This is a genomic window from Rhodococcus sp. IEGM 1307 (assembly GCF_030056915.1).
Classification (GTDB): Bacteria; Actinomycetota; Actinomycetes; order Mycobacteriales; family Mycobacteriaceae; genus Rhodococcus_F; species Rhodococcus_F opacus_D.
Window position 1 is genome coordinate 175,329 of record NZ_JASHKW010000005.1, and the last position, 21,916, is coordinate 197,244.

Genomic DNA, 21,916 nt, shown 5'->3' on the forward strand with positions numbered 1-21,916 from the left:
GGCCCTTCTCTGGATACGGAGCTGTGCGGGCACCGCGGGATACTCGAGATGACAACGCTCTGGTTCCTTTACGGCGAAGAGGGTGGTCGGACGATTCCACGCCGGCAGCTATCCCATGAGGCGGCGGAGCAGCCGGGTCGCGAAGGCTCCGTAGGGCGGGTAGGCGAACGACGGATCCGGATTGGTCGGCTTGCGCAATACGGACTTTCTATGACTGAAGGTCGCGAACCCGTGCTCGCCGTGGTAGTCGCCGGTCCCGGAGGCACCGACGCCGCCGAACGGGAGGTCGGGGACGAGTAGCTGGTAGAGGAGGTGATTGACACCGACCGAGCCCGAGGAGGTGTTGCCCAGGACGGTCTGCACGGTGTCGTCGTTCTCTGTGAACAGATACAGCGCGAGAGGCTTCGGCCGGCTGTTCACCATCTCGACGGCGTCGTCGACGGACGTCACCGTCACCACCGGCAGAATAGGCCCGAAGATCTCCTCGGTCATGAGCGGCGAGTCGAGATCGGGGTCGGTGACCACCGTGGCGGCGAACCGGAGGGTGCCACGGTCGCGTTGCCCACCGGTCGTGTCGCCGCCGTGTCCGTCCAGGAGTGCGGCGAGGCGATCGAAGTGGTTCTCGTTGACGATGCGGGTGGGTTCCGCTCGCCAGGCGTTGTCGAGCTCCCTCAGGAGCCGTTCGACGAACGCCGGCCGCACCGAGTCCTCGACGAGAACGTAATCGGGTGCAATGCATGCCTGTCCGCTGTTGACGCATTTCGCCCACGCGATGCGCCGCGCGGCGACGTCGAGGTCGGCGTCGGCCGCCACGATCACCGGGCTCTTGCCGCCGAGTTCGAGCGTCACGGGGGTGAGGTGCTCGGCAGCCGCGGTCGCGACCAGTCGCCCGACGCGCGCCGATCCGGTGAAGAACACATGGTCGAACTTCTCCCGGAGGACGGCAGCGCTCACCTCGGCGCCACCGTTGGCGACGACGACCGCGGACGGGTCGAGATACTTCGGTAGCAACTCGGCCAGCACCTGCGCGGTGCGCGGGGCCAACTCCGACGGCTTGACGAGCACGACGTTGCCGGCCGCCAGAGCGCTCACGAGGGGTTGGAGGGTGAGCAGGAGAGGGAAGTTCCAGGCACCGATCACCAGGACCACGCCCTTCGGTTCCGCCACGGTCCATGCCTTTCCCGGCTGCTGCGTCACGGGCAGCGCTGTGCGCTGCGGCCGTGACCACCGCTCCAGGTTTTTCAGCGTGTGCCGGATCTCGGCGTGGACCGGGGCGAGGTCACCCATGAAGGTTCCGATCGCCGAGCGTCCCAGATCCTGTTCGACCGCGGCCGCAAGATGGCTCTCCCGCTCGGACAGGAGTCGGGCGAGACCCTCGAGTTGGGCGCGACGCCAGGTGAGCGAGCGGGTGCGTCCGCTGCGGAAAGTCGCGCGCAGCAGGGCTACCTGCCCGGCGCCGTCCGTTATGGCGGCGATCGGTGCCGGTACTGGGGCGGCCTTGCGAGTTGCGGTGCTCATGCGAAGCTTCCATCCGTCCGGGCTGCCGGTGACAGCGCTGATTCCACGTCGAAGTCGTCCATGTTCGGCTGGTGCGTGCGGCGCCAGTACTCGATGTACTGCCAGGGGCTGTTGGTCACCACACGTCCGCGGCTGTTGCGGTAGTAGGTCGTCATGCCGGGGTGGGTCCAGATGGTGCGCGACAACGCTTCTCCGAGTTCGTCGTCGTACTTGTCGAAGGTGTCCTGCCGGACTTCGACACTCGCGAGACCCTCGTCGATCATCTCGGCGAGGACACGTGTGACGTACTGGACCTGGATCTCGGTGCCCGCGACGACGGTGCCGCCGTGACCGGTGTTGGTGTTCGGACCGTAGAGGCAGAAGAAGTTGGGGAAGCCGGGGACGGTGATGCCGAGGTAGGCGCGGCCGTCGTCGTGGCCCCAGTAGTCGCGCAGCGATTGTCCGCCCCGCCCTCGGATGTCGACCGATCCGAGGACTTGGACAGCGTCGAATCCGGTTGCCAGAACGATGATGTCGGCCTCGTGTTCGACACCGTCCGCGGTGCGCACGCCGCGCGGGGTGACGGTCTCGATGTTCTCGGTCACCAGGTCGACGTCGTCGCGGCGGATCGTGCGGAACCAGCCGTTGTCGATGAGCAGACGCTTGCCGTAGGGAGGGTACGACGGCAGGCTCTTCTCGAGAAGGTCGGGGCGACCGTCGAGTTCGCTCTCGATGTGCGCAGTGAGGATCCTGCGTAGTTTGTCGTTGCTGCGGTTGATCGCGCGGTCGGCGTGCGGGTACTCGGGATCGATCTGCAGGAGACCGTGGAGTTTGTCGCCCATCCGCCAGAACAGTCGGAGGCGGTACCAGCCCTGGTAGTGCGGGATGTGGCGGTTCAGGAATGCGACGCCCTCGGGAATGTCCCGGCGGTAGTTGGGGTGTGGCATGGCCCATTGGGGGGAACGCTGGAAGACGCGCAGGTTGCTCGCCACTCCGGCGGCGGCGGGCACGAACTGCATCGCGCTCGCCCCCGTGCCGATCACCGCGACGCGTTTGCCCTCGATGTCCACGTCGCGGTCCCAGCGCGCGGTGTGCAGGCAGGGGCCCTCGAAGGTGTCGAGTCCGGCGATGGCGGGGGTGCTGGGGCGGTTCAGCAGGCCCACCGCGCTGACGAGGATGCCGGCGTCGAGTTCGTCCTCGAGCCCGTCCGCGCCGCGCGTCACGATCTTCCAGAGCGCCTGATCCTCGTCGTAGTTGGCCGACACCGCCTCGGTCGAGAACAAGATGCTCCGGCGGATGTTCCACCGGTCCGCGAGCGACCGCCAGTACTCGGCGAGTTCGTCGCGGCCCGCAAAGAACCGGGTCCAATCCGGGTTCCGCGCGAACGACAGGGAGTACAGGTTGCTCGGGGTGTCCACACCGCAGCCGGGATAGACGTTCTCGTGCCACGTTCCGCCGACGTCGTCGTTCTTCTCGATGATGACGTACGGGATCTTCGCCTGTTCGAGCCGGATCGCCAGGCACAGCCCCGACAGCCCGGCCCCGATGATGGCGACCCGCAGTGGAACCTCACCCTCGACGGCCGCCGCGGGAACCGACGCTCGGGGGTAGATTCCGAGTTCCTCGCCGAGGAGGTTGCCGTAGTCGGCGGGCAGTTGCTCCCCCAGCGACACACTCAGGAGCCGGACCAGCCTGGCAGGATCGGGCACCGGCCCGGGTTCGAGCTCACCGTCGCGAAAGCGGCGTAGGACCTCGAAGGCCTCCAGGCGGATCCGCTCCTGCATTTCCTCGGTGAACCCACCGGAGTCGTGGTCGCCGAGGTCCGTGGGCGGTGTCGGAACGAACGGCTCTTCGATCCAGCGGTCCTCGCCGGTCAGGTGCGCCAGTGCCGCGAGCAGCGCGGGCAGATTCGCCACGGCCAGTGCGTCGCGGAGGTCTTGGTCAGTAAAGGAATCGGGCGCCGATCCCGGCGTCGTAGTCTGCTGCATATAGTGACCATACATAGTGTTCATACGTGATGTCAATCACTCGGGGCGGAGGGAAAATGGCACGAGAAAAGGGGACGAGCCGGACGAGCCACGGCCGACAACGGCAACCGTGAAACGAACTCCAGCCCATCCCCTTCCGTGGGGATCGGGAAATCAGTCCCGGAAGAGCAGCGCGAACGGATCGTGATCCTCGATGGCTGCGGCGTACCGATGGGCCATGGCGGCAACGGTTTCCGAGGGCTGCATCACGGTGGGAACGCACATCCAGGCGAACCCGTGCAAGGTGTGCCGTCGGTAGTCCGCCCACGCCTCGTCGGGCGCGATCCGCGGTCCGCCATGCGCTTCGAGCGCATCGAGGTAGTGCGCGAGCAGATCGCGTTCGTGCGTGCGACGGTCTTCGATGCTCAGCGCCGAGCCGATGAAATAGGCGACGTCGTGCGACCACGGCGCCAGGCAGGCCGTCTGCCAGTCCAAGAACGCCGGCGCCCGTCCGGGAATCCGGTACAGCTGTGCGAAATGCGCGTCGCCATGGTTGATGGTGTGCACGGCGTTGTCATCGTGCTCCCACAGCGCACGAAAGGCCCGGCGGACACGTTCGTCGTCACGCAGCCCCGCAGACAGTTCGGGAACCTCGTCACGACTGATCAGGGGGTGGAATTGCTCGGGGCTGAGCATGACCTGGAACGCCTGCCGGGCCGCTTCGACACCGACGGGAAGCCAGGCGTACCGGCCCTTCGTACTGCCCCACAGGGGACCGTGCCAGCTTGCCTGGACTTCGAGTGTCTCGGCGACGGTGTCGATGGACCACAGATTTGTGGCCTCGCCGAATTCGGCGCCCCGTGCCGTGAGGTCTTCGAGGATGACGATGCCCTGCTCTGGTTCGGCCTCAGCGTAGAAACACGCGGGAACCTCCGCCCGGAGGTTCGGCGCGAGATCGCGGTAGAAGCAACCTTCCAGCTCGTAGGCGGCTCCGAGACCGAATGCGCGGCTACGTTCGTCGAATCCCCCCTTGATGCAGACTCTTTCGGGAATGCCGTGCGACTCGCCGTCGAACGTGAGCTTGGCGAACGCCTTCGTGGCGGATCCCCAGATGACACGGTCGATGTCCACTCCCGTCACCCGGATTCCGGGCCGTTCCTTGGCAAGTGCGGCGGTCATCCATTCGGGAGTCAACTCTTCAATGGTGCGGACGAGCGGAGCGGCCGAGGCAGCGCCGTCGGTCACGGGAGAGGTGGAGGTGTGAATCATGTCACCGACAATACAAAGTGTTCAGACGCTATGTCAATGCTCTCCCGGGTCCCGCCACCTGCCGATTCGGACGTGTCAAACAAGGCGTCTGTCCAGTACGAACAGACACGATTCCTAGGCTGAACGCCAAAAAGGCACGCCACACGAGGAGGCGTGCCTATCGACCTGTTCGTACTCGTAAACCGGGCTGAACAACGCGAGCGGTCAACCAGTACACATGGGGTCAGATACCGTAGATGGCAGAGACGAGCAGCTCGCCGAGCAATTTCGTGACGGAGCCGATGTCTTCGAGGTATTCTTCCTGCGCCATCGAGCCGGCCACCGTCCGCTCGATGGTCCACATGATCACGGCCGCGAATTCAGCCGCGGGAGGGCCGTCCACGGCGATACCGACAGCACGGTCCGCCTCGATCATGGCCTGTAGCGCGGTAGTCATCCGGCTGACCGTCTCGAGGTAGAGGCGACGCAACTCGGGACGACGCGGCCATTCGTGAACGGCGTTGCGCGCCACCGCGAGAGTGGCCTCGTCGAGGTCGAGCCAGGCAGCGACGAGTTCACTGATCCGGGCCGGGTCGTCCCGGTCTACCTTCACGAGCAATTCGAATCCATTCGCGATCCGTTCTGCGAATTCCTTGAACAGCGCGACGAACGCGTCGTCCTTGCTTCCGAAGTAGAAGTAGAACGTTCCCCGGGAGGCGTCGGCGCGTTCGAGTATCTGGGCGACGCTCAATTCGTCGAGAGACTCCTCCTGCAGCAGGTCATTGACGGCCTTCAGGATGGTGGCGGCAGTATCGGTACTCGCCGTCGCCTCTCCTGCGGCCTGCGCTGCCGCAATCGTGGCCACCGCGTTTGCGCTCTTCGCTGCGGACTTCTTACGCCGGGCGCGTTTGACCGGCCGCTGGTTGCCGTAGATGGCCGCGAACGTGAGCGCCACGATCGAGTCGAGGGCGCTCTCGGCGGATGGCAGTCGCTCGTCCAGGTTCTTGGAGCCAACGTAGAATGTGCGCTCCACACCGCCCACCAGCATGGTGGCGATCATCTCGGGTGGTGCCCCGTCGGGTGCGGTCCCGTTGTCGCGTTCGTGGGTGATCTGCTCGGAGATGGCCCGAACGAACTGTTCGAGCATCACCTTCCAGGCCGCGGCGACGGCGGGGACGGTGTGCATCTGTTCCACGGCAGCACAGATCACCGCGCCGTGCTCGGACCACATATCGATGGTGCCGCGCATGCTGGCGTCCATCGATTTGGCGCGGGTCTTGCCGGGCGGCGCCTGCCAGGGGACGGCATCTGCGTACGCGTCGTCGAACAGCCGCGCGATCATCGCGACGAGGACGTCGTACTTGGAGGCGAAGTAATGGTAGAAATTTGCTCGGGACAGGCCGGCGCGTTTGATGATCTGCGCGACGGTGAGGTCCTGCATCGAGGTCTCCTGCAGTAACTGCTCGGTTGCCTCGAAGATCGCGACCTCGGCGCTGCGTTGCCCGTCGTGTGCGCGTGGTCGTTGTCGCGTTACCGGCCGTGTACTCACGTTATCGAGAATATCCTATGTCTGGACACTGTGTGTGGACGGGGACTCGACGAGTGTCATCGTGGGCCCCGGGCCCTTCCGAAGGGCATGCAGCAGGGCCGCGTCGAAGGCGTCGGCCATCTCGAGCATCGGGTAGTGCCCGCAGTCGAGTTCCACGAGCGTGCTCGAGGTCTTCTCGTGGACCCATCTGGCGCCGCGAACGGACAACGCCGGGTCCGAGGTCCCGATGATCTGGGTGACCGGGACGTCGATGTCGCCGAGAATATGCACCTGGCCGGTGCGCAGGAGTGTGGTCATGCACGCGTTGGCGGCCCAACTCGGTGTCTGCAGGGAGATGCGGTGCAGCCAGTCCAGGATCTGCTGGTCCGGTGGCGTCCCGAACGGGTCTCCGACGGCTCGGCGGCGGTAGGGCAGCCGGTTCGCGTGCTCGGCGGCGTGCATCTCGCCCTCGATCGCGTCGGCGGGTACTCCGAATGGATAATCCGGCTGCCGGGCTCCGGCCACACCGTTCGACGCGACGAGCACCAGGCGATCGACCAGCGCCGGATAGCGGTGGGCCATGCGCAGCGCGGTCATCCCGCCCAACGACCAGCCGACGACGGCGGCGCGGGGGGCACCGAGCGCCTCGAGGACGGCGGCACCGTCGGCGGCGAGGCGATCGATGCCGTAGCCGCCCATAGGGGCATCGGAGCCGCCGTGTCCCCGCAGGTCCATCGCGAGCACACGATGCCCGGCTTCTGCGAGCACGCGGATTTGGCGGTCCCACACCTCGGAGTTCAGGCTCCAGCCGTGGATCAGCAGGACGGGATCGCCCGCGCCGAGTTCGAGGACATTGACCCGCACACCGGGCTCGACCTCCACCAACGTCGCACTCATGTTTCTCCTCTTCGCGCTCCGCGACCGCACGGCCGGGAGAAGTGGAATGCCGGGCGGACGGGGCCGGATCGACTCCCGTCCGCCTGGCCGTCTAGGGGGTACCGACCAACTCGGCGGATCGGGACCGCGCGAGTGTCGTGCCCGATTCTGCGAGTTGCAGAAGCGATTCCGGTGGGGTGAAGCGCTCGCTGTAGGTCTCGGCGAGGTACTGGGCTCGGGCGACGAAGCCCGCCACACCGCCCTCGTACCCGTCGATGAACTGTAGGACTCCACCCGTCCATCCCGGGAACCCGATGCCGAGGATCGAGCCGACGTTGGCGTCGGGGATCGCTTCGAGGACCCCCTCGTCGAGGCACTTGACCGTCTCGATCACCTCGGCGAACAACAGCCGCTCGACCACGTCGCCGAACGGAAGATCGGTATTCTCACCGCCGAAAGCGTCCGGCAGTCCCGTCCAGAGGCGGGTACGTTTGCGGTTCCCGTCGTACTCGTAGAACCCGGCTCCGACCAGCCGGCCGGCGCGACCGTATTCGGAGAGCATCCGGTCCAGGACCACCTCGGCGGGGTGTCCGACCCACGTCTGTCCGCCCTCCTCGGCAGCTCGTTGCGCGGCGTCCCGAACGCGTCGGAGCAGCTCGAGGTTGAGCTCGTCCGTCAGCTGCAGCACGGGAGCCGGATAGCCGGCCTGTGAGCTCGCCTGCTCGATCGTCGCCGCCGGAACGCCCTCACCGAGCAATGCCAGGGCCTCGTTGATGAACGTGCCGATCACTCGGCTGGTGAAGAACCCACGGCTGTCGTTGACGACGATCGGCGTCTTCGAGATCTGCTTCGCCAGGTCCAGCGCCCGCGACAGCGTGTCGGGGGACGATTTATTCCCCTTGATGATCTCCAACAGTGGCATCCGGTCGACGGGACTGAAGAAGTGGAGTCCGATGAAATCCTCGGGGCGGCTGACGTTTTCGGCCAGGCCGGTGATGGGAAGAGTGGACGTGTTCGATCCGATCAGCGCTCCCTCGGCGAGGTACGGTTCGATCTCGGCGAGCACCTGGGCCTTGACAGCGGGATCCTCGAAGACTGCCTCGATCACCAGATCGGCGCCTTCGGCCGCCTCCGGGCGGTCGGTGGGTGTGATGCGCGCGAGGAGTGCGTCGCCCTTGTCGCTCGAGGTCCTACCCGCGGCGATTTGCTTGTCGATCAGTTTGTGGGAGTAGCCCTTTCCTCGTTCGGCGGCCTCCACAGACACGTCCTTGAGGACGACGTCGATTCCGGCGCGGGCGCATTCGTAGGCGATTCCGGCCCCCATCATTCCGGCGCCGAGAACCACGGCCTTGCTGGCGCGCCAGGGCGTGCGGTCGGCGCTACGACCGCGGGCGCCGTTCACGGACTGCATGTCGAAAAAGAAGGCCTGGATCATGTTCTTGGCGACCTGGCCGGTCGCGAGGTCGAGGAAGTAGCGGGCCTCGATCCGCAACGCGTTGTCGAAATCGACCTGTGCGCTCTCCACGGCCGCCGACACGATGTTCTTCGGGGCCGGGTAGTGCGCTCCCTTCGACTGTTTGCGCAATAGCGCGGGGATTGCCGGGAGCTTGGAGTGCAGTGGTTCGCTCCGGTCGCCGGGTGCTCCACCGGGAATGCGGTAGCCTTTCACATCCCACGGCTGAACCGCTTCCGGGTGCGCGAGGATCCACTTCTTGGACACCACAATCAGTTCCGACTTCGACTCGACCAGCTCGTCGATGATGCCGAGTTCGAGTGCCGATCGGACGGTGCGGCGTTGCCCTTGCAGCAGCAGCTCCGAGAGCGCGCGCTCCACGCCGAGCATCCGCACCGAGCGGACGACGCCACCGGCGCCGGGCAGCAGGCCGAGCGTCACTTCGGGCAGTCCGACGTAGTTGCGCGGACCGTCCAGTGCGACGCGATGGTGTGCGGCCAGCGCGAGTTCGAGTCCGCCGCCGAGCGCCGAACCGTTGACCGCCGCGACGACGGGCCTGCCGATCGTTTCGAGGCGGCGCAGGAGCGCGCTGTTCCGGTCGACGAACTCGGCGAACTCGTCGATGCGATCCTTGGTTGCGTCCCGAAGATCGTTGAGATCTCCACCGGCGAAGAAGGTGTCCTTACCGGACGTGACGACGACGCCGGCGACGGTGTCGCGCTCGGTCTCGATGCGGTCGAGTGCCGCCTCGAGCGCATCGACGAACTCCGCGTTCATCGTGTTGACGCGTTGATTGGGATCGTCGATCGTGAGGACGACGATGCCGTCGTCGTCGCGTTCCCAGCGGATGATGGGGTTCTGGCTCATAACCTTTGTGGTCCTTCCGGTTTCAGCTTGCCTGGAGTGCTTCGACCACGGTGGCGATCCCGATACCGCCGCCCACGCAGAGGGTGACGAGGCCGTAACGTCCACCGGTGCGGTGTAATTCGTCGAGGAGCGTGGACACGATCATGCCGCCGGTGGCGCCGAGGGGATGTCCCATCGCGATGGCGCCTCCGTTGACGTTGACTTTGTCGAGGTCGAGGTCGAGGTCGCGGACGAACCGCAGGACGACCGAGGCGAACGCCTCGTTGATCTCGACCAGGTCGAGGTCGGCAGGGGTCAGTCCGGCCTTCGCCAACGCCTTCCACGACGCCGGCGCGGGACCGGTGAGCATGATGGTGGGGTCGGCGCCGGACACCGCGGTGGCCACGATGCGCCCACGTGGAATGAGCCCGAGTTCCCGTCCGAGGTCCTCGCTGCCGATCGCCAACAGGGATGCCCCGTCGACGATGCCGGAGCTGTTGCCCGCGTGGTGAACGTGTTCGATGCGTTCGACCGTGTGAAACTTCTGCAGCGCAACGGCATCGAAGCCGGCCATCTCACCAAGGGCAGCGAAGGACGGCTTCAGACCGCTCAGCGACTCAACCGTCGTGCTCGGCCTGATCATCTCATTGGCGTCGAGCACGACCCGGCCGTTCAGATCGCGGACGGGCACGGTCGAATGGTCGAACCGGCCCTCCTGCTGAGCGCGGCTCGCGCGCTGGTGCGAACGCACGGCGTAGGCGTCGACGTCCTCGCGGGTGAAGCCCTCGATCGTCGCGATCAGGTCGGCGCCCACGCCTTGGGGGACGAAGTGGCTGGCGAGATTGGTGGCAGGATCGTCCATCCACGCACCGCCGTCGGAGCCCATGGGCACCCGGGACATCGACTCGACACCCCCAGCGAATACCAGGTCCTCGAAGCCCGACCGCACTTTCTGAGCTGCGATGTTCACCGCTTCGAGCCCCGACGCGCAGAAACGGTTGATCTGCACACCCGCCACCGTGTCCGGCAGGCCGGCGGTGATACTCGCTGTGCGCGCGAGGTTGCCGCCCTGCTCGCCAACCGGTGAGACGACACCGAGCACGAGGTCGTCGACACGGTTCGGGTCGATTCCGGGGTTGCGATCGAGCAGATCACCGATCAGCCCGACTGCCAGGTCGATCGGCTTGACGGTGTGCAATGCGCCGCCCGGCTTCCCTTTTCCCCGTGGCGTCCGGATCGCGTCGAAGATCAGCGCTTCAGTGGCCGGCATCGAAAGACTCCTTGTTCTCGCTGAATGGCTGCTTCACCGCAGCACAACGCGACCATACAGCGTGTTCATATAGATTGTCTACACCTGTGCGTGGCGCTAGAGAAGTGTGGCTACCAAGACGGGACCAAGGGCGAAACGCCGACATACACAGACCAATACAATTTCGCGACTGGGGGTTCCGCGAACGTGATGGAAAGTGGTATATCTCATAGCCAATCATCGCTGGGCCTTCGCGCAGTGGACGAACTCCATCCATCCGTCGGGTGCGTCGGTCCGTGCACATCTCGCGCCCGGCCCCGGTTCGCACAGCGTCGGACCGGCCCCAAGTCACATGGAGGTTGTCGTGGGTGTCGAGGTATCGGTCGAGGGACTGACGAAGTCGTTCGGCTCTCAGAGGATCTGGCAGGACGTGTCGTTGACCCTTCCGGCCGGTGAGGTCAGCGCGTTGCTGGGTCCGTCGGGTACGGGTAAGTCGGTGTTTCTGAAGTCGCTGATCGGTCTGCTCCGCCCGGAGCAGGGTTCGATCGTGATCGACGGCACCAACATTCTCGAGTGCTCGTCCAAGGAGCTCTACGAGATCCGTAAGCTGTTCGGCGTGCTGTTCCAGGACGGCGCCCTGTTCGGCTCGATGAACCTGTTCGACAACGTGGCGTTCCCGTTGCGGGAACACACGAAGAAGTCCGAGTCCGAGGTCCGCAAGATCGTCATGGAGAAGATGGAGCTGGTCGGCCTGCTCGGGGCCGAGGACAAGCTGCCCGGCGAGATCTCCGGCGGTATGCGCAAGCGCGCCGGCCTGGCCCGCGCCCTGGTGCTGGACCCGCAGATCATTCTCGTCGACGAGCCGGACTCCGGTCTGGACCCGGTGCGCACCACGTACATCTCGCAGACGTTGATCGACATCAACGCCGAGATCGACGCGACGATCCTGATCGTCTCGCACAACATCAACCTCGCCCGGACGGTGCCGGACAACATCGGGATGCTGTTCCGCCGGAAACTGGTGATGTTCGGACCCCGCGAGGTGCTACTCACCTCGGACCAGCCGGTGGTCAAGCAATTCCTCAACGGCACCATGATCGGCCCGATCGGCATGTCCGAGGAGAAGGACGACGCCACCATGGCAGCCGAACAGGCCATGGTCGACGCCGGTCACCACGCCGGTGGCGTCGACGACGTCGAGGGCATCGTCCCGCAGATGAAAGCCACCCCCGGAATGCCGTTCCGCCAAGCCGTCGCCCGCCGCCGGGAACGCGTCCGCGACATCCTGCACACCCTCCCCCGCGAGGCCCGGATCGCCATCCAGGAAAGCCTCGACGAAACCACCGACTACGGGTTCTACGAAGGCGCCACCGCGCCGCTGGAAGGTGCGGCCGATGTCCATTGACCCGTCCACCATCATCATCGGGCTAGCCACGGCCGCAGGCGCGTTCGTCCAAGGCACGGGCGCACCGCCAGCGATTACAGACCCGGTAACCCAAACCCTGGAGTCCATTTCGGCATCAGACGTCGACCAGCAGGTCGACGATGCCGTCACATCGCTACCCGAACCGATGCGCGCACCCGCACAGCAGGCCGTCGACGACACCGCCGCCGCGGCCGCCGACATCCTGTCCCCACATCTTCCGCCCGGGGCACTCTCGCCACCGGTCCCCGCACCCGCGCCCGGCGTCCAGTCGAGCGAGCCACCGCCATCCCAACCGGATCCTCCTGCACCGGTTCTCCTCTCGAGTCCGCCTACCGACGGAGGCGATTCACCGGCCGCGAAGGGCACCGTGCTGCCGCCGGTTCCGGCTGCCTTTCCCCGCGCGTCCGTTGCTCCGGTCGGCGCGATCGCGCTGTTCGCTCCGTGGCTTCGCAAGGCGGGCGCGATCTGCGACGGCATCAAACCCGCCACGTTGGCCGCACTGTACGCGGCGGAGAACGGATTCCGGTACGGCCCCACCGCGCCCGTCTCCCCCACCGGTGCGCGCGGCCCAGGGCAGTTCATGCCCGAGACGTGGTCTGCGTACGGCAAAGACGCCGACGACGACGGCACCACCAACATTCTCGGCATCGCGGACCCGGTGATGGCATCGGGAAACATGCTGTGCGACATGTTCGAACAGATCGGAAACTGGAAGCGCCAGGGCCGGGTGTCCGGAGACACCCTTGACCTCACACTCGCGGCGTACAACGCGGGCGCCGGCGCGGTACTTCGCTCCGGTGGGATGCCCTCCGGCAGCCCGGATTACGAGAACCAGACCAAACCCTATGTCGCCAAGATCCGGTCGAGCGAACCGTCCTTCGCGGAACTGCTCGCCCCATTCATCGGGCTGCCCCTCGCCGGCGGTGCGGGCAGCGATGTCGTCGAACAGGCGATCCGCTACCTCGGCCTGCCGTACGTGTGGGGCGGCGGCGGGGTCGAGGGCCCATCCGGCGGCGGCTTCGACTGCTCGGGACTGACATCGTTCGCCGTGCACGCCGCCACGGGACTCACACTGCCCCGCACCTCGGAGACACAGTGGACCGTCGGCCAGGAAATTCCGATGGATCAGGCAAGGCCGGGCGACCTACTGTTCGGGAACTGGCAGTCGGGTGGACCGGGCCACGTCGCCATCTACATCGGCAATGGTCAGATGGTGCACGCACCGACCACCGGCGATGTCGTCCGTATCGCCGACGTCTTCCCCGAGATGAAAGCCCGCCGGATATTCTGACGGATCATTCCGACCACGACGTCCGGTGCCGCCACCATGCCGGACCGCACAGCAAGCACCGGACGCTCACGCCTCAGCTCTCGACCCAGGTCGCCAGGTCATCGCGCGACTGACGATCCGTCCGGTACGAGTTGATCGGGTGGTCGACATCGGGGTATCCGAACGAGATCCCGAGGAGCACCAGCCGATCCTGGGGAATACCGAAGAATTCCCGGATGAAGGGTGCCTGACTGGCAAGCGCCGCCTGGGGGATGGTCGCGACATCGTGGCTGTGGGCGGCGAGCACGAAGCTGTTCACGAAGACTCCGCAGTCGACGGCGCCGTACGTCCCGAGCTTGGCCTCGGTGGTGACGATGGCGACGTGAGGAGCGTCGAACAACTCGAAGTTGCGCATCATCTGTTTGGCGGATGCGACACGATCCCCCTTGGCGATACCCACACTCTCGTACAGTTGCCATCCGCTGGCACGCCTGCGTTCCTGGTAGACGCCCTCATATACCTCCGGAAAGGCGATGTCCGGGTTCTCCGTAGGTGCCTGCCCGACGTGTGCGGTCAGTGCTGCGCGGAAGCGGTTCGTTGCGTCCGCGGAGGCGATGTGGAGATGCCAGGGCTGGGTGTTGCACCAGGACGGGGCGCGCCGGGCCGTCTCGAGGATCGCCTCGATCACCTCGCGCGGGACCGGGTCGGGCCGGTAGCCCCGGCAGCTCCAGCGGCTGGCCATCAGGGCGTCCAGAGCCTCGTGACCAGCAGCGACGGGGACATCCATCGTCTGTCGTGCCATCGTGTCGTGCCTCATTTCTCGAATATGTCGGACGCCTGCGAACGAGTGACCGTTCGCGTTCACAGTGCGACTGGATACAGTCACCATACAGTGAGTGTAGACAACATGTTCAGTGTCGCCTAGGCTGCCAGTAACGGAAGTCACAAGACGGGCCGACGCGGCTCAGACGTGAGGAGAAGGAAATGACTGCGACCACCGAGACACCACGACGCGAGGGCGCACTCGACGTTCCGGAGGGGCTGCCGCGCGGCATCGATCTCGGTCGGATCAACAATCGGGACAAAGCGATCGCTATGTACGGCCGCGAGTTCACCGAGAAGCTGACCGATCACGCGCTCCTCGCCGACGAAGCCGCGTACCTGGCCATGCGCGACTTCCGCGACAAGTCCACGGGTGCCAACTGGCGCACGTTCGACACTGCACTCGACCACGGCATCGACGCGCTGGATGACCCGTCCCCCGGAATGGTGGAGCTGTTCCGTCAGCTCGAGCACATCCCCGACTGGGTCGACTTCGACCAGCTCTACCGCGGTGCCGTCGCCTTCTGGCGGGCCGGGCCGATCGTCCCGCCCATCCTGGCCTGGGCCACCATCGCCGGCGGATTCTCGATGTACAGCGCCACACGCCCGGTCCTGTTCAGCGGCCGGATGCGCAAGGCCGACCACGTCGGCACCCGGCTGGTGGAGAGCTTCCGCTACGTCGTCGCCGCGTACGCCCCGGGCGGGATGGGCCGCTTCGAGGAGGGGTTCCGTCTCACCGCCAAGGTCCGGATGATCCACGCGGCCGTCCGTCACGGTCTGAGCCGATCGGACGCCTGGGACTGGGCCAACTGGGGCATCCCGATCAACAACCTCGACGGCATGGTCACCCAGGCCGGCCAGTTCGGCGTGAAATTCATCGACGCCGTGCATAGTTCCGGAATCCGTTTCTCGGACCGGGAAATCGAGGACATCTTCGCCCTCAGCCGCTACGTGGGATGGGTGATCGGTGTGCCGGAGGACATCCTGCACACCGACTACGACGACGCCCGCAAGAAGACGAACTTCCACACCCTCATCGAGCAGCCCACCGACGACTTGTGCCGCGACGTCGTCCACTCCGTGATCAAGTTCAGCGTCGAGAATCCCCCCGGCGACGTGGAAGTGCTACCCGCACCCGTCGCCAAGTTCATGACCACCGACCGCCGCCTCAAGCTCGCCTACGGTCTGCTGTCCACCTGGCTACCGGAGAACGTCATCAAGGACCTGCACGTCGAGCCCACGCCGTGGCGTTTCGTGCTGCCCGCAGTGAAACCGCTGCTGACACTGTCCAACCGGGTTGGGCGCATCCTCCCGCACGATGACGAGGCGGCCACCTTCCGAATCCTGAAGCAGTTCAACGCCGCCATCGCGGTCCCCGAGTCGGAGAAGGCGAAAGCCGTCGCGAATCCCGACGAGGTCGGGGCCGACGCCGCGGCCAACAAGGGCGGCATGCCCGTCGTCGCGAAGGCGGTCTGACGTGGCAGACAAGACCGAGGCTCCCCTCGCCGGCGTCCGGATCATCGAACTCGCCGGCATCGGCCCCGGACCATTTGCGGGAATGATGCTGGCCGACCTCGGTGCAGAGGTGATCTGCGTCGACCGTCCCGGCGGAAACCCCTGGGCTGCGAGCGGGCACGGGGTCATGTTCCGCAGTCGCCGGTCGATTGCGGTCGACCTCAAGTCGTCCGGTGGCGCCGAGATCGTGCGCCGGCTCTGCGCGAGCGCGGACGGAGTCATCGAAACGTTCCGGCCCGGGGTGGCCGAGCGCCTCGGAGTCGGCCCGGCAGATTGCACGGCGGTCAATCCCGCTCTGGTGTACGGCCGGATGACCGGCTGGGGCCAGGACGGTCCGCTGGCGTCGATGCCCGGGCACGACATCAACTACATCGCACTCACCGGAGCGCTGCACGCGATCGGTCGCCGCGACGAGGCACCGGTCCCGCCGCTCAACCTCGTGGGCGATTTCGGCGGCGGTGGAATGCTTCTCACCGTGGGAATGCTCGCCGGGATCATGTCCGCGCGGTCCACGGGTGTGGGGCGCGTCGTCGACGCAGCAATGATCGACGGCGCGTCGGCCCTGATGGCGATGTTCCACGGTCTCCGCGGCGAGGGGACGTTCAGCGAGAATCGCGGAACTCACCTCCTCGACACGGGTGCGTTCTTCTATGACGTCTACCGCACCCGGGACGACCAGTGGGTGAGCATCGGCGCCATCGAGGATCAGTTCTGGAAAGACCTCTGCGACGCGCTCGACCTCCCGGACGATCTGCGACACAACCAATTCGACACCTCCCGCTGGAACGAATTCCGCGACATCCTCGGACGGCGGATCGCCACGTTCGACCGGGCCGAACTCGATGACCTGCTACTCGGCCGCAACACCTGCTACGCCCCCGTCCTGACGCTCGCCGAGGCGGCGGCGCACCCGCACCACGTTGCGCGCGGTACGTTCATCGAGGTCGACGGTGTCGTGCAAGCCGCGCCGGCTCCCCGCTTCGACGGGTCGCCCGCCACCAAACCGGGAGCACCGCGCAAGCCCGGTGCCGACACCCGCCAGATCCTCGCCGACGCCGGGTACGACGCCGCCGAGATCGAGCAACTGATCACCAGTGGTACTGCTGCAGAATAGTTTTCACAACTATAAAGGGGCGGGCCGGGAATTCTTCCCGGCCCGCCCCTTCTACGGTGTTCTCACAAACCCAGTGAGCGACCTACGATCTCCCGCATGATCTGGTTGGTGCCGCCGTAGATCTGCTGGACCCGGGAATCCCGCCAGCGCCGGGCCACCTCGTACTCCTCCATGTATCCGTACCCACCGTGCAACTGCAGGCACGTGTCCAGGGCCTCGAATTCGAGCTCCGTGGTCCAGAACTTGGCCCCCGCCGCATCGGCCGCAGTGAGCTCACCGTTCCCGTGGGCGTCGAGACAGCGGTCGAGGAAGACGCGGGCGATCTGAACCTTCGTCGACAACTCGGCCAGTGTGAACCGATTCGCCTGGAAACTCCCGATCGGACTGCCGAACGCGCGCCGTTCCTTCGCGTACGACAGCGCGAGGTCGAGGGCGTACTCGGCGCTCGCCACCGCGACAACGGCCATCGACAGCCGCTCCTGCGCGAGGTTCGCCATCAGATAGCGCAGACCCTTACCCGGCTCGCCGAGCACGTTCTCCGGCTGCACCTCCACATTCTGGAAGAACAATTCGGCCGTGTCCTGGGCCTTACGCCCGATCTTCGACAGCTTGCGTCCACGTTCGAAGCCCGGCTGCCCGTCCTCGACGACGAACAGACCGAAGCCACCACCGTCGTCCTCGGGGATCCGGGCGGCGACAATCACGAGGTCGGCCTGCATGCCGCTGGTCACGAACGTCTTCGATCCCGTGATCCGCCAGCCCGATCCCTCCCGGCGCGCCGTCGTCTTGATCGCGCGCAGATCCGACCCGGTCCCCGGCTCGGACATCGAGACAGCGATCGTGCGCTCACCGCTCACGATGTCGGGCAGCCAGCGCTTCTGCTGCGCCTCGTCGGCGAGGTCGAGGAAGTAGGGCAGCACGATGTCGTTGGTGAGGGAGAACCCATCACCGACCGTGCCGGTCCTGACGACCTCCTCGTTCAGTACCGCGTTGAAACGGAAGTCGCGCAGACCGCCGCCCCCGAACTCCTCCGGAGCGGCGAATCCGACGAGACCCTGCGCCGCAGCGCGGCGCCAGAAGCCGCGGTCGACCATCCCCGCTTCCTCCCATTCCTCGGAGTGGGGCACCGCCTCCTTGATCAGGAACGCGCGAACCGCCTCGCGGAACTGCTCGTGCTCGGGTTCGAAAATGGTGCGCTTCATGATCAGAGGCCCATCGATCGGCCGATGATTTCCCGCATGACCTCACTCGTGCCGCCATAGATCCGTCCGATCCGCGCATCGACGTAGGCCCGCGCGATGGGGTACTCGGTCATGTAGCCGTAACCGCCGAACAGCTGCAGGCAGCGGTCGGTAGCGGTGCCCTGCAACTCCGATGCCGCGAGCTTGGCCATCGCCGCGCGTTCGGGCGTCAAGGTGCCGGCGACGAGTTCGGTGACGCAGCTGTCGACGAAGGCCTGCATCACCTCCACCTCAGTCTTGATACTGGCGAGCACGAACCGGGTGTTCTGGTAGCTCCCCACGCTGCGCCCGAATACGCGTCGTTCCTGCACGTACTCGACCGCCCACTCGAGAGACTGAACCGCGGATGCCACGCTCGCCACGGCGATCGTCATGCGTTCCTGTGCCAGATTCGAGACGAGCGATCGGAAACCACTGCCCGGCTTCCCGAGAAGGTTCGCCGCGGGCACGCGCGCGTTGTCGAAGAACAACTCCGCGGTGTCCTGCGCATGCATGCCGATCTTCTCGAGGTTGCGACCCCGCTCGAATCCGGGAGTATCGCGCTCGACCACGATCAGCGACAGGCCACCGTGACGGTCCGAGTCGCGCTCCGTGCGGGCCGCCACGATCACCAGATCCGCGTTGTGCCCATTAGAGATGAACGTCTTGTTGCCGTTCAGAACGTAATGGTCACCGTCGAGGGTCGCCGTGGTGCCGATGCCCGCCAGGTCCGAACCCGTGCCCGGTTCGGTCATCGCGATCGCCGCGATCAGCTCGCCCGACGCCAGACCAGGCAGCCAACGTCTCCGCTGCTCGTCGTCGGCGTAGGCGAGGAAGTATGGGACGCAGATGTCGTTGTGCAGGTTGATGCCGACCGAGACCGTCCCGGTGCGAGCGATCTCCTCGGCGACGACCGCGTTGAAACGGAAGTCCGACACTCCGCCACCGCCGTACTCCTCGGGAATCTCCATGCCGAGAAAGCCGAGGTCGCCGGCTTCGCGGAACACCTTTCGAGGCACAATGCCGTCGCGCTCCCACTGGGCGTACTGCGGCACCACCCTCGAGTCGAGAAAGGCACGGAAGCTGTCACGGAAGGCTTCGTGGTCGTCGGCGTAGAGGGCGCGGCGAGTGCGCGTGGGCTTGTCATTGGTCATGCCCAGAATCGTACAATCAATCCATACACCATGTATAGCCTTAATGTATTCCGCCGCGGACGGGTGCTACCGCTGCCCGCTGACCCAGTCCGCCATCACGTCCGCCAGCGCCTCGGCGCCGCGGTTGCAGTCGTCCGCCTCGGCGAACTCGTCGGGCGAGTGGGACACGCCGGTGGGGTTGCGGACGAACATCATCGCCGTCGGCACCTTCGCGGACAGGATTCCGGCGTCGTGGCCGGCAGCGGTCGGGAGGACGGGAATGTCACCCAGGTGGGCGAGCGAGCGGCGCAGTCGTTCTCGGGTGGAGTGCGGGAACTCGACGATCGGCGTGACCGATTCGGCGTCGACCTCGAGACCGATACCGTCGGCGGCCGCGTAGGCCTGCGCCTCGGCGGTGATCTGCTGCACCAGCTTCGTCAACGTCTCCTCGTCGGCGGCCCGCGCATCGAGCCACGCCCGCACCTCCGACGGAATAGCGTTGGCACCGTTGGGAAGTACCCGCACCTTGCCGAACGTCGCGACCGCCTCGTGCAGCGTCGCGGCGGTCCGGGCGGTGTGAACGGAGGAGGCGAACGCGAGCATCGGGTCGCGGCGGTCGACGAGTCGAGTGGCGCCGGCGTGGTTGGCCTCTCCGGAGAACACGAACTGCCACCGGCCGTGCGGCCAGATCGATGACGCCACGGCGATGGGGCTGTCGATCAGGTCGAGCGCGCGTCCCTGTTCGACGTGCAACTCGACGTACACGCCGACGCGGTCGACGAGGTCTGGGTCCTCGCCGAGATGGTGCGGGTCGCGGCCGGCGCCGACCAGTGCCTCGCCGAGGCTGATGCCGTCGTTGTCCCGCAGCGCCAGCGCGCGTTCGGGTGCCAGCGCCCCGGTGGACAGTTGCGAGCCGACGCACGCGACACCGAACCGTGCGCCCTCCTCGTCGGAGAAGGCAGTGACCGCCACCGGACGCGTCGGCGTGATCCCCCGCTCGCGAACCAGGTCGATCGCGGCGAACGCGGACACCGCCCCCAGCGGTCCGTCGTAGGCGCCTCCGTCGGGTACCGAATCGAGGTGCGATCCGGTGACGAAACTGTCGCGGGGGTCGCCGTCCCAGCCCTCGGGCATCCACCACGCCCACAGATTGCCGTTGCGGTCCTCCTCGACGCTCATGCCGCGTGCCTGCGCACAGTCCGAGAACCATTCGCGCAGTGTCAGGTCGGCGTCGTTCCACGCGAATCTTCGGTATCCCCTGGTCGACTTGTGCTGTCCCACATCGAGGATGCTCGCCCAGAGCGAATCGAAGGAAGTCATGTTCTCGGTCCTCTACTCATAGTGTCAAAGCCGGCAGGCGCTTCGCGCCCGTGCGCCTTTCTGGTTGTCCCAGCTACCAAAAAGGCGCACGGGTGGCGGAGCCGCCTACAGGGCGCCGGGGATCCAGGTGGTTCCGGCGAGGGGCACGCGGGCCATCGCCGACGCCTCGACGGTGAGGGCGACGAGGTCCTCGGGTTCGAGGTTGCGCAGATGCGACTTGCCGCAGGCACGGGCGAGGGTCTGCGCCTCCATGGTGAGCACCCGCAGGTAGTTCGCGAGCCGCCGTCCGCCCTCGACCGGGTCGAGGTTCTTGGACAGTTCCGGGTCCTGGGTGGTGATGCCGGCAGGGTCCTTGCCGGCCTGGAAGTCGTCGTAGAACCCGGCCGCCGAGCCGAGATCCTCGTACTGCTTCGCGTAGCGGGGGCTGTTGTCGCCCAGTGCGATCAGGGCGGCGGTGCCGATCGCGACAGCGTCCGCCCCGAGCGCCATGGCCTTCGCGACGTCGGCGCCGCTGCGGATGCCGCCCGACACGATGAGCTGTACCTTGCGATGCACCCCGAGTTCCTGCAGCGCCTGGACCGCCTGCGGGATCGCGGCCAGGGTGGGGATGCCGACGTGCTCGATGAACACGTCCTGGGTGGCGGCGGTGCCGCCCTGCATGCCGTCGACCACGACGACGTCGGCACCGGCCTTCACGGCGAGCTTCACGTCGTAGTAGGTGCGGGTGGCGCCGACCTTGATGTAGATCGGCTTCTCCCAGTTGGTGATCTCGCGCAGTTCGATGATCTTGATCGCGAGGTCGTCGGGACCGGTCCAGTCGGGGTGCCTGCACGCCGACCGCTGGTCGACACCCATCGGGAGGGTGCGCATCCCGGCGACACGTTCGGTGATCTTCTGTCCCAGCAGCATTCCGCCGCCGCCGGGCTTGGCACCCTGGCCGAGGACGATCTCGATGGCGTCGGCCTTGCGGAGGTCGTCCGGGTTCATCCCGTACCGCGACGGCAGGTACTGGTAGACGAGGTTCTTCGACTGCCCGCGTTCCTCGGGGGTCATGCCGCCGTCACCGGTGGTGGTGGATGTGCCGACCTCGCTGGCGCCGCGGCCGAGCGCTTCCTTCGCCTGCCCGGACAGTGCCCCGAAGCTCATGCCGGCGATGGTGATCGGGATGTCCAGGTGCAGCGGGAACTTGGCGTTGCGGTCGCCGAGCACGACGTCGGTGTCGCACTTCTCGCGGTAGCCCTCGAGCGGGTACCGCGACATCGACGCACCGAGGAACAGCAGGTCGTCGAAGTGCGGCAGCGTGCGCTTGGCACCCCAACCGCGGATGTCGTAGATGCCGGTCTCGGCGGCCCGCTGGATCTCGGAGATGACGCCGCGGTCGAACGTCGCCGATTCGCGCAGGGCCGGGTTCGGGGTGTTCATGACGGTTCTC

General features: G+C 66.4%; 16 protein-coding genes. 4 read left to right on the forward strand and 12 right to left on the reverse strand.

Features of this window, described 5'->3' with window-relative positions; all coding sequences use genetic code 11:
• Window positions 1-108: 108 nt before the first annotated feature.
• From QM841_RS11685 to QM841_RS11715, 7 genes are all read right to left on the reverse strand, one after another.
• Window positions 109-1,518: an aldehyde dehydrogenase family protein gene (locus tag QM841_RS11685; RefSeq protein ID WP_283332107.1), complete on the reverse strand. Its 1,410-nt coding sequence runs from the start codon at window positions 1,516-1,518 to the stop codon at window positions 109-111.
• Window positions 1,515-3,485: a flavin-containing monooxygenase gene (locus QM841_RS11690; RefSeq protein WP_283332108.1), complete on the reverse strand. Its 1,971-nt coding sequence runs from the start codon at window positions 3,483-3,485 to the stop codon at window positions 1,515-1,517. The genes QM841_RS11685 and QM841_RS11690 overlap by 4 nt, the downstream gene beginning before the upstream one ends.
• A 153-nt stretch (window positions 3,486-3,638) precedes the next feature.
• Window positions 3,639-4,733, reverse strand: a complete 1,095-nt coding sequence (locus QM841_RS11695) for a phosphotransferase (RefSeq protein WP_283332109.1) — start codon at window positions 4,731-4,733, stop codon at window positions 3,639-3,641.
• 223 nt (window positions 4,734-4,956) lie between these two features.
• Window positions 4,957-6,261 carry a TetR/AcrR family transcriptional regulator gene (locus tag QM841_RS11700; protein ID WP_037227382.1) on the reverse strand — a complete coding sequence of 435 codons (1,305 nt, stop codon included), beginning with the start codon at window positions 6,259-6,261 and terminating at the stop codon, window positions 4,957-4,959.
• Window positions 6,262-6,276: 15 nt separating this feature from the next.
• Window positions 6,277-7,137, reverse strand: coding sequence for an alpha/beta fold hydrolase (locus QM841_RS11705; RefSeq protein ID WP_283332110.1), 861 nt, complete (start codon window positions 7,135-7,137; stop codon window positions 6,277-6,279).
• Window positions 7,138-7,228: 91 nt separating this feature from the next.
• Window positions 7,229-9,436 carry a 3-hydroxyacyl-CoA dehydrogenase NAD-binding domain-containing protein gene (locus tag QM841_RS11710; protein ID WP_283332111.1) on the reverse strand — a complete coding sequence of 736 codons (2,208 nt, stop codon included), beginning with the start codon at window positions 9,434-9,436 and terminating at the stop codon, window positions 7,229-7,231.
• 22 nt (window positions 9,437-9,458) lie between these two features.
• Window positions 9,459-10,685 (reverse strand): acetyl-CoA C-acetyltransferase, encoded by a 1,227-nt coding sequence (locus QM841_RS11715; protein ID WP_037227387.1) that lies wholly within the window; start codon window positions 10,683-10,685, stop codon window positions 9,459-9,461.
• A 331-nt stretch (window positions 10,686-11,016) separates the two neighbouring features.
• Between QM841_RS11715 and QM841_RS11720 the strand changes: the two genes are divergently transcribed.
• Window positions 11,017-12,069 carry an ABC transporter ATP-binding protein gene (locus tag QM841_RS11720; protein WP_283332112.1) on the forward strand — a complete coding sequence of 351 codons (1,053 nt, stop codon included), beginning with the start codon at window positions 11,017-11,019 and terminating at the stop codon, window positions 12,067-12,069.
• Window positions 12,059-13,381, forward strand: a complete 1,323-nt coding sequence (locus QM841_RS11725; protein ID WP_283332113.1) for a C40 family peptidase — start codon at window positions 12,059-12,061, stop codon at window positions 13,379-13,381. The genes QM841_RS11720 and QM841_RS11725 overlap by 11 nt, the downstream gene beginning before the upstream one ends.
• A 73-nt stretch (window positions 13,382-13,454) precedes the next feature.
• Here QM841_RS11725 and QM841_RS11730 read toward each other — a convergent pair whose 3' ends face one another.
• Complete coding sequence (locus tag QM841_RS11730; RefSeq protein ID WP_283332114.1) at window positions 13,455-14,162, reverse strand: nitroreductase; 708 nt, start codon at window positions 14,160-14,162, stop codon at window positions 13,455-13,457.
• A 182-nt stretch (window positions 14,163-14,344) separates the two neighbouring features.
• On the opposite strand from QM841_RS11730, the gene QM841_RS11735 reads away from it, so the two are divergent.
• A complete protein-coding gene (locus QM841_RS11735) occupies window positions 14,345-15,658 on the forward strand; it encodes an oxygenase MpaB family protein (protein WP_283332115.1) in 1,314 nt (437 codons plus the stop codon).
• A 1-nt stretch (window position 15,659) separates the two neighbouring features.
• A complete protein-coding gene (locus QM841_RS11740) occupies window positions 15,660-16,811 on the forward strand; it encodes a CaiB/BaiF CoA transferase family protein (protein WP_283332116.1) in 1,152 nt (383 codons plus the stop codon).
• A gap of 62 nt (window positions 16,812-16,873) precedes the next feature.
• On the opposite strand, the gene QM841_RS11745 is transcribed toward QM841_RS11740, so the two are convergent.
• The 4 genes from QM841_RS11745 to QM841_RS11760 form a co-directional block, all read right to left on the reverse strand.
• Complete coding sequence (locus QM841_RS11745; protein WP_037227398.1) at window positions 16,874-18,013, reverse strand: acyl-CoA dehydrogenase family protein; 1,140 nt, start codon at window positions 18,011-18,013, stop codon at window positions 16,874-16,876.
• Window positions 18,014-18,015: 2 nt separating this feature from the next.
• Window positions 18,016-19,185: an acyl-CoA dehydrogenase family protein gene (locus QM841_RS11750; RefSeq protein ID WP_283332117.1), complete on the reverse strand. Its 1,170-nt coding sequence runs from the start codon at window positions 19,183-19,185 to the stop codon at window positions 18,016-18,018.
• Window positions 19,186-19,251: 66 nt separating this feature from the next.
• The gene (locus QM841_RS11755) at window positions 19,252-20,484 is read right to left on the reverse strand and encodes an allantoate amidohydrolase (protein ID WP_283332118.1); all 1,233 of its coding nucleotides are present in this window, start codon (window positions 20,482-20,484) and stop codon (window positions 19,252-19,254) included.
• Between the two features lie 105 nt (window positions 20,485-20,589).
• Entirely contained in the window at window positions 20,590-21,906 is a 1,317-nt protein-coding gene (locus tag QM841_RS11760; protein ID WP_283332119.1) for an FMN-binding glutamate synthase family protein, read from the reverse strand.
• Window positions 21,907-21,916 lie beyond the last annotated feature (10 nt).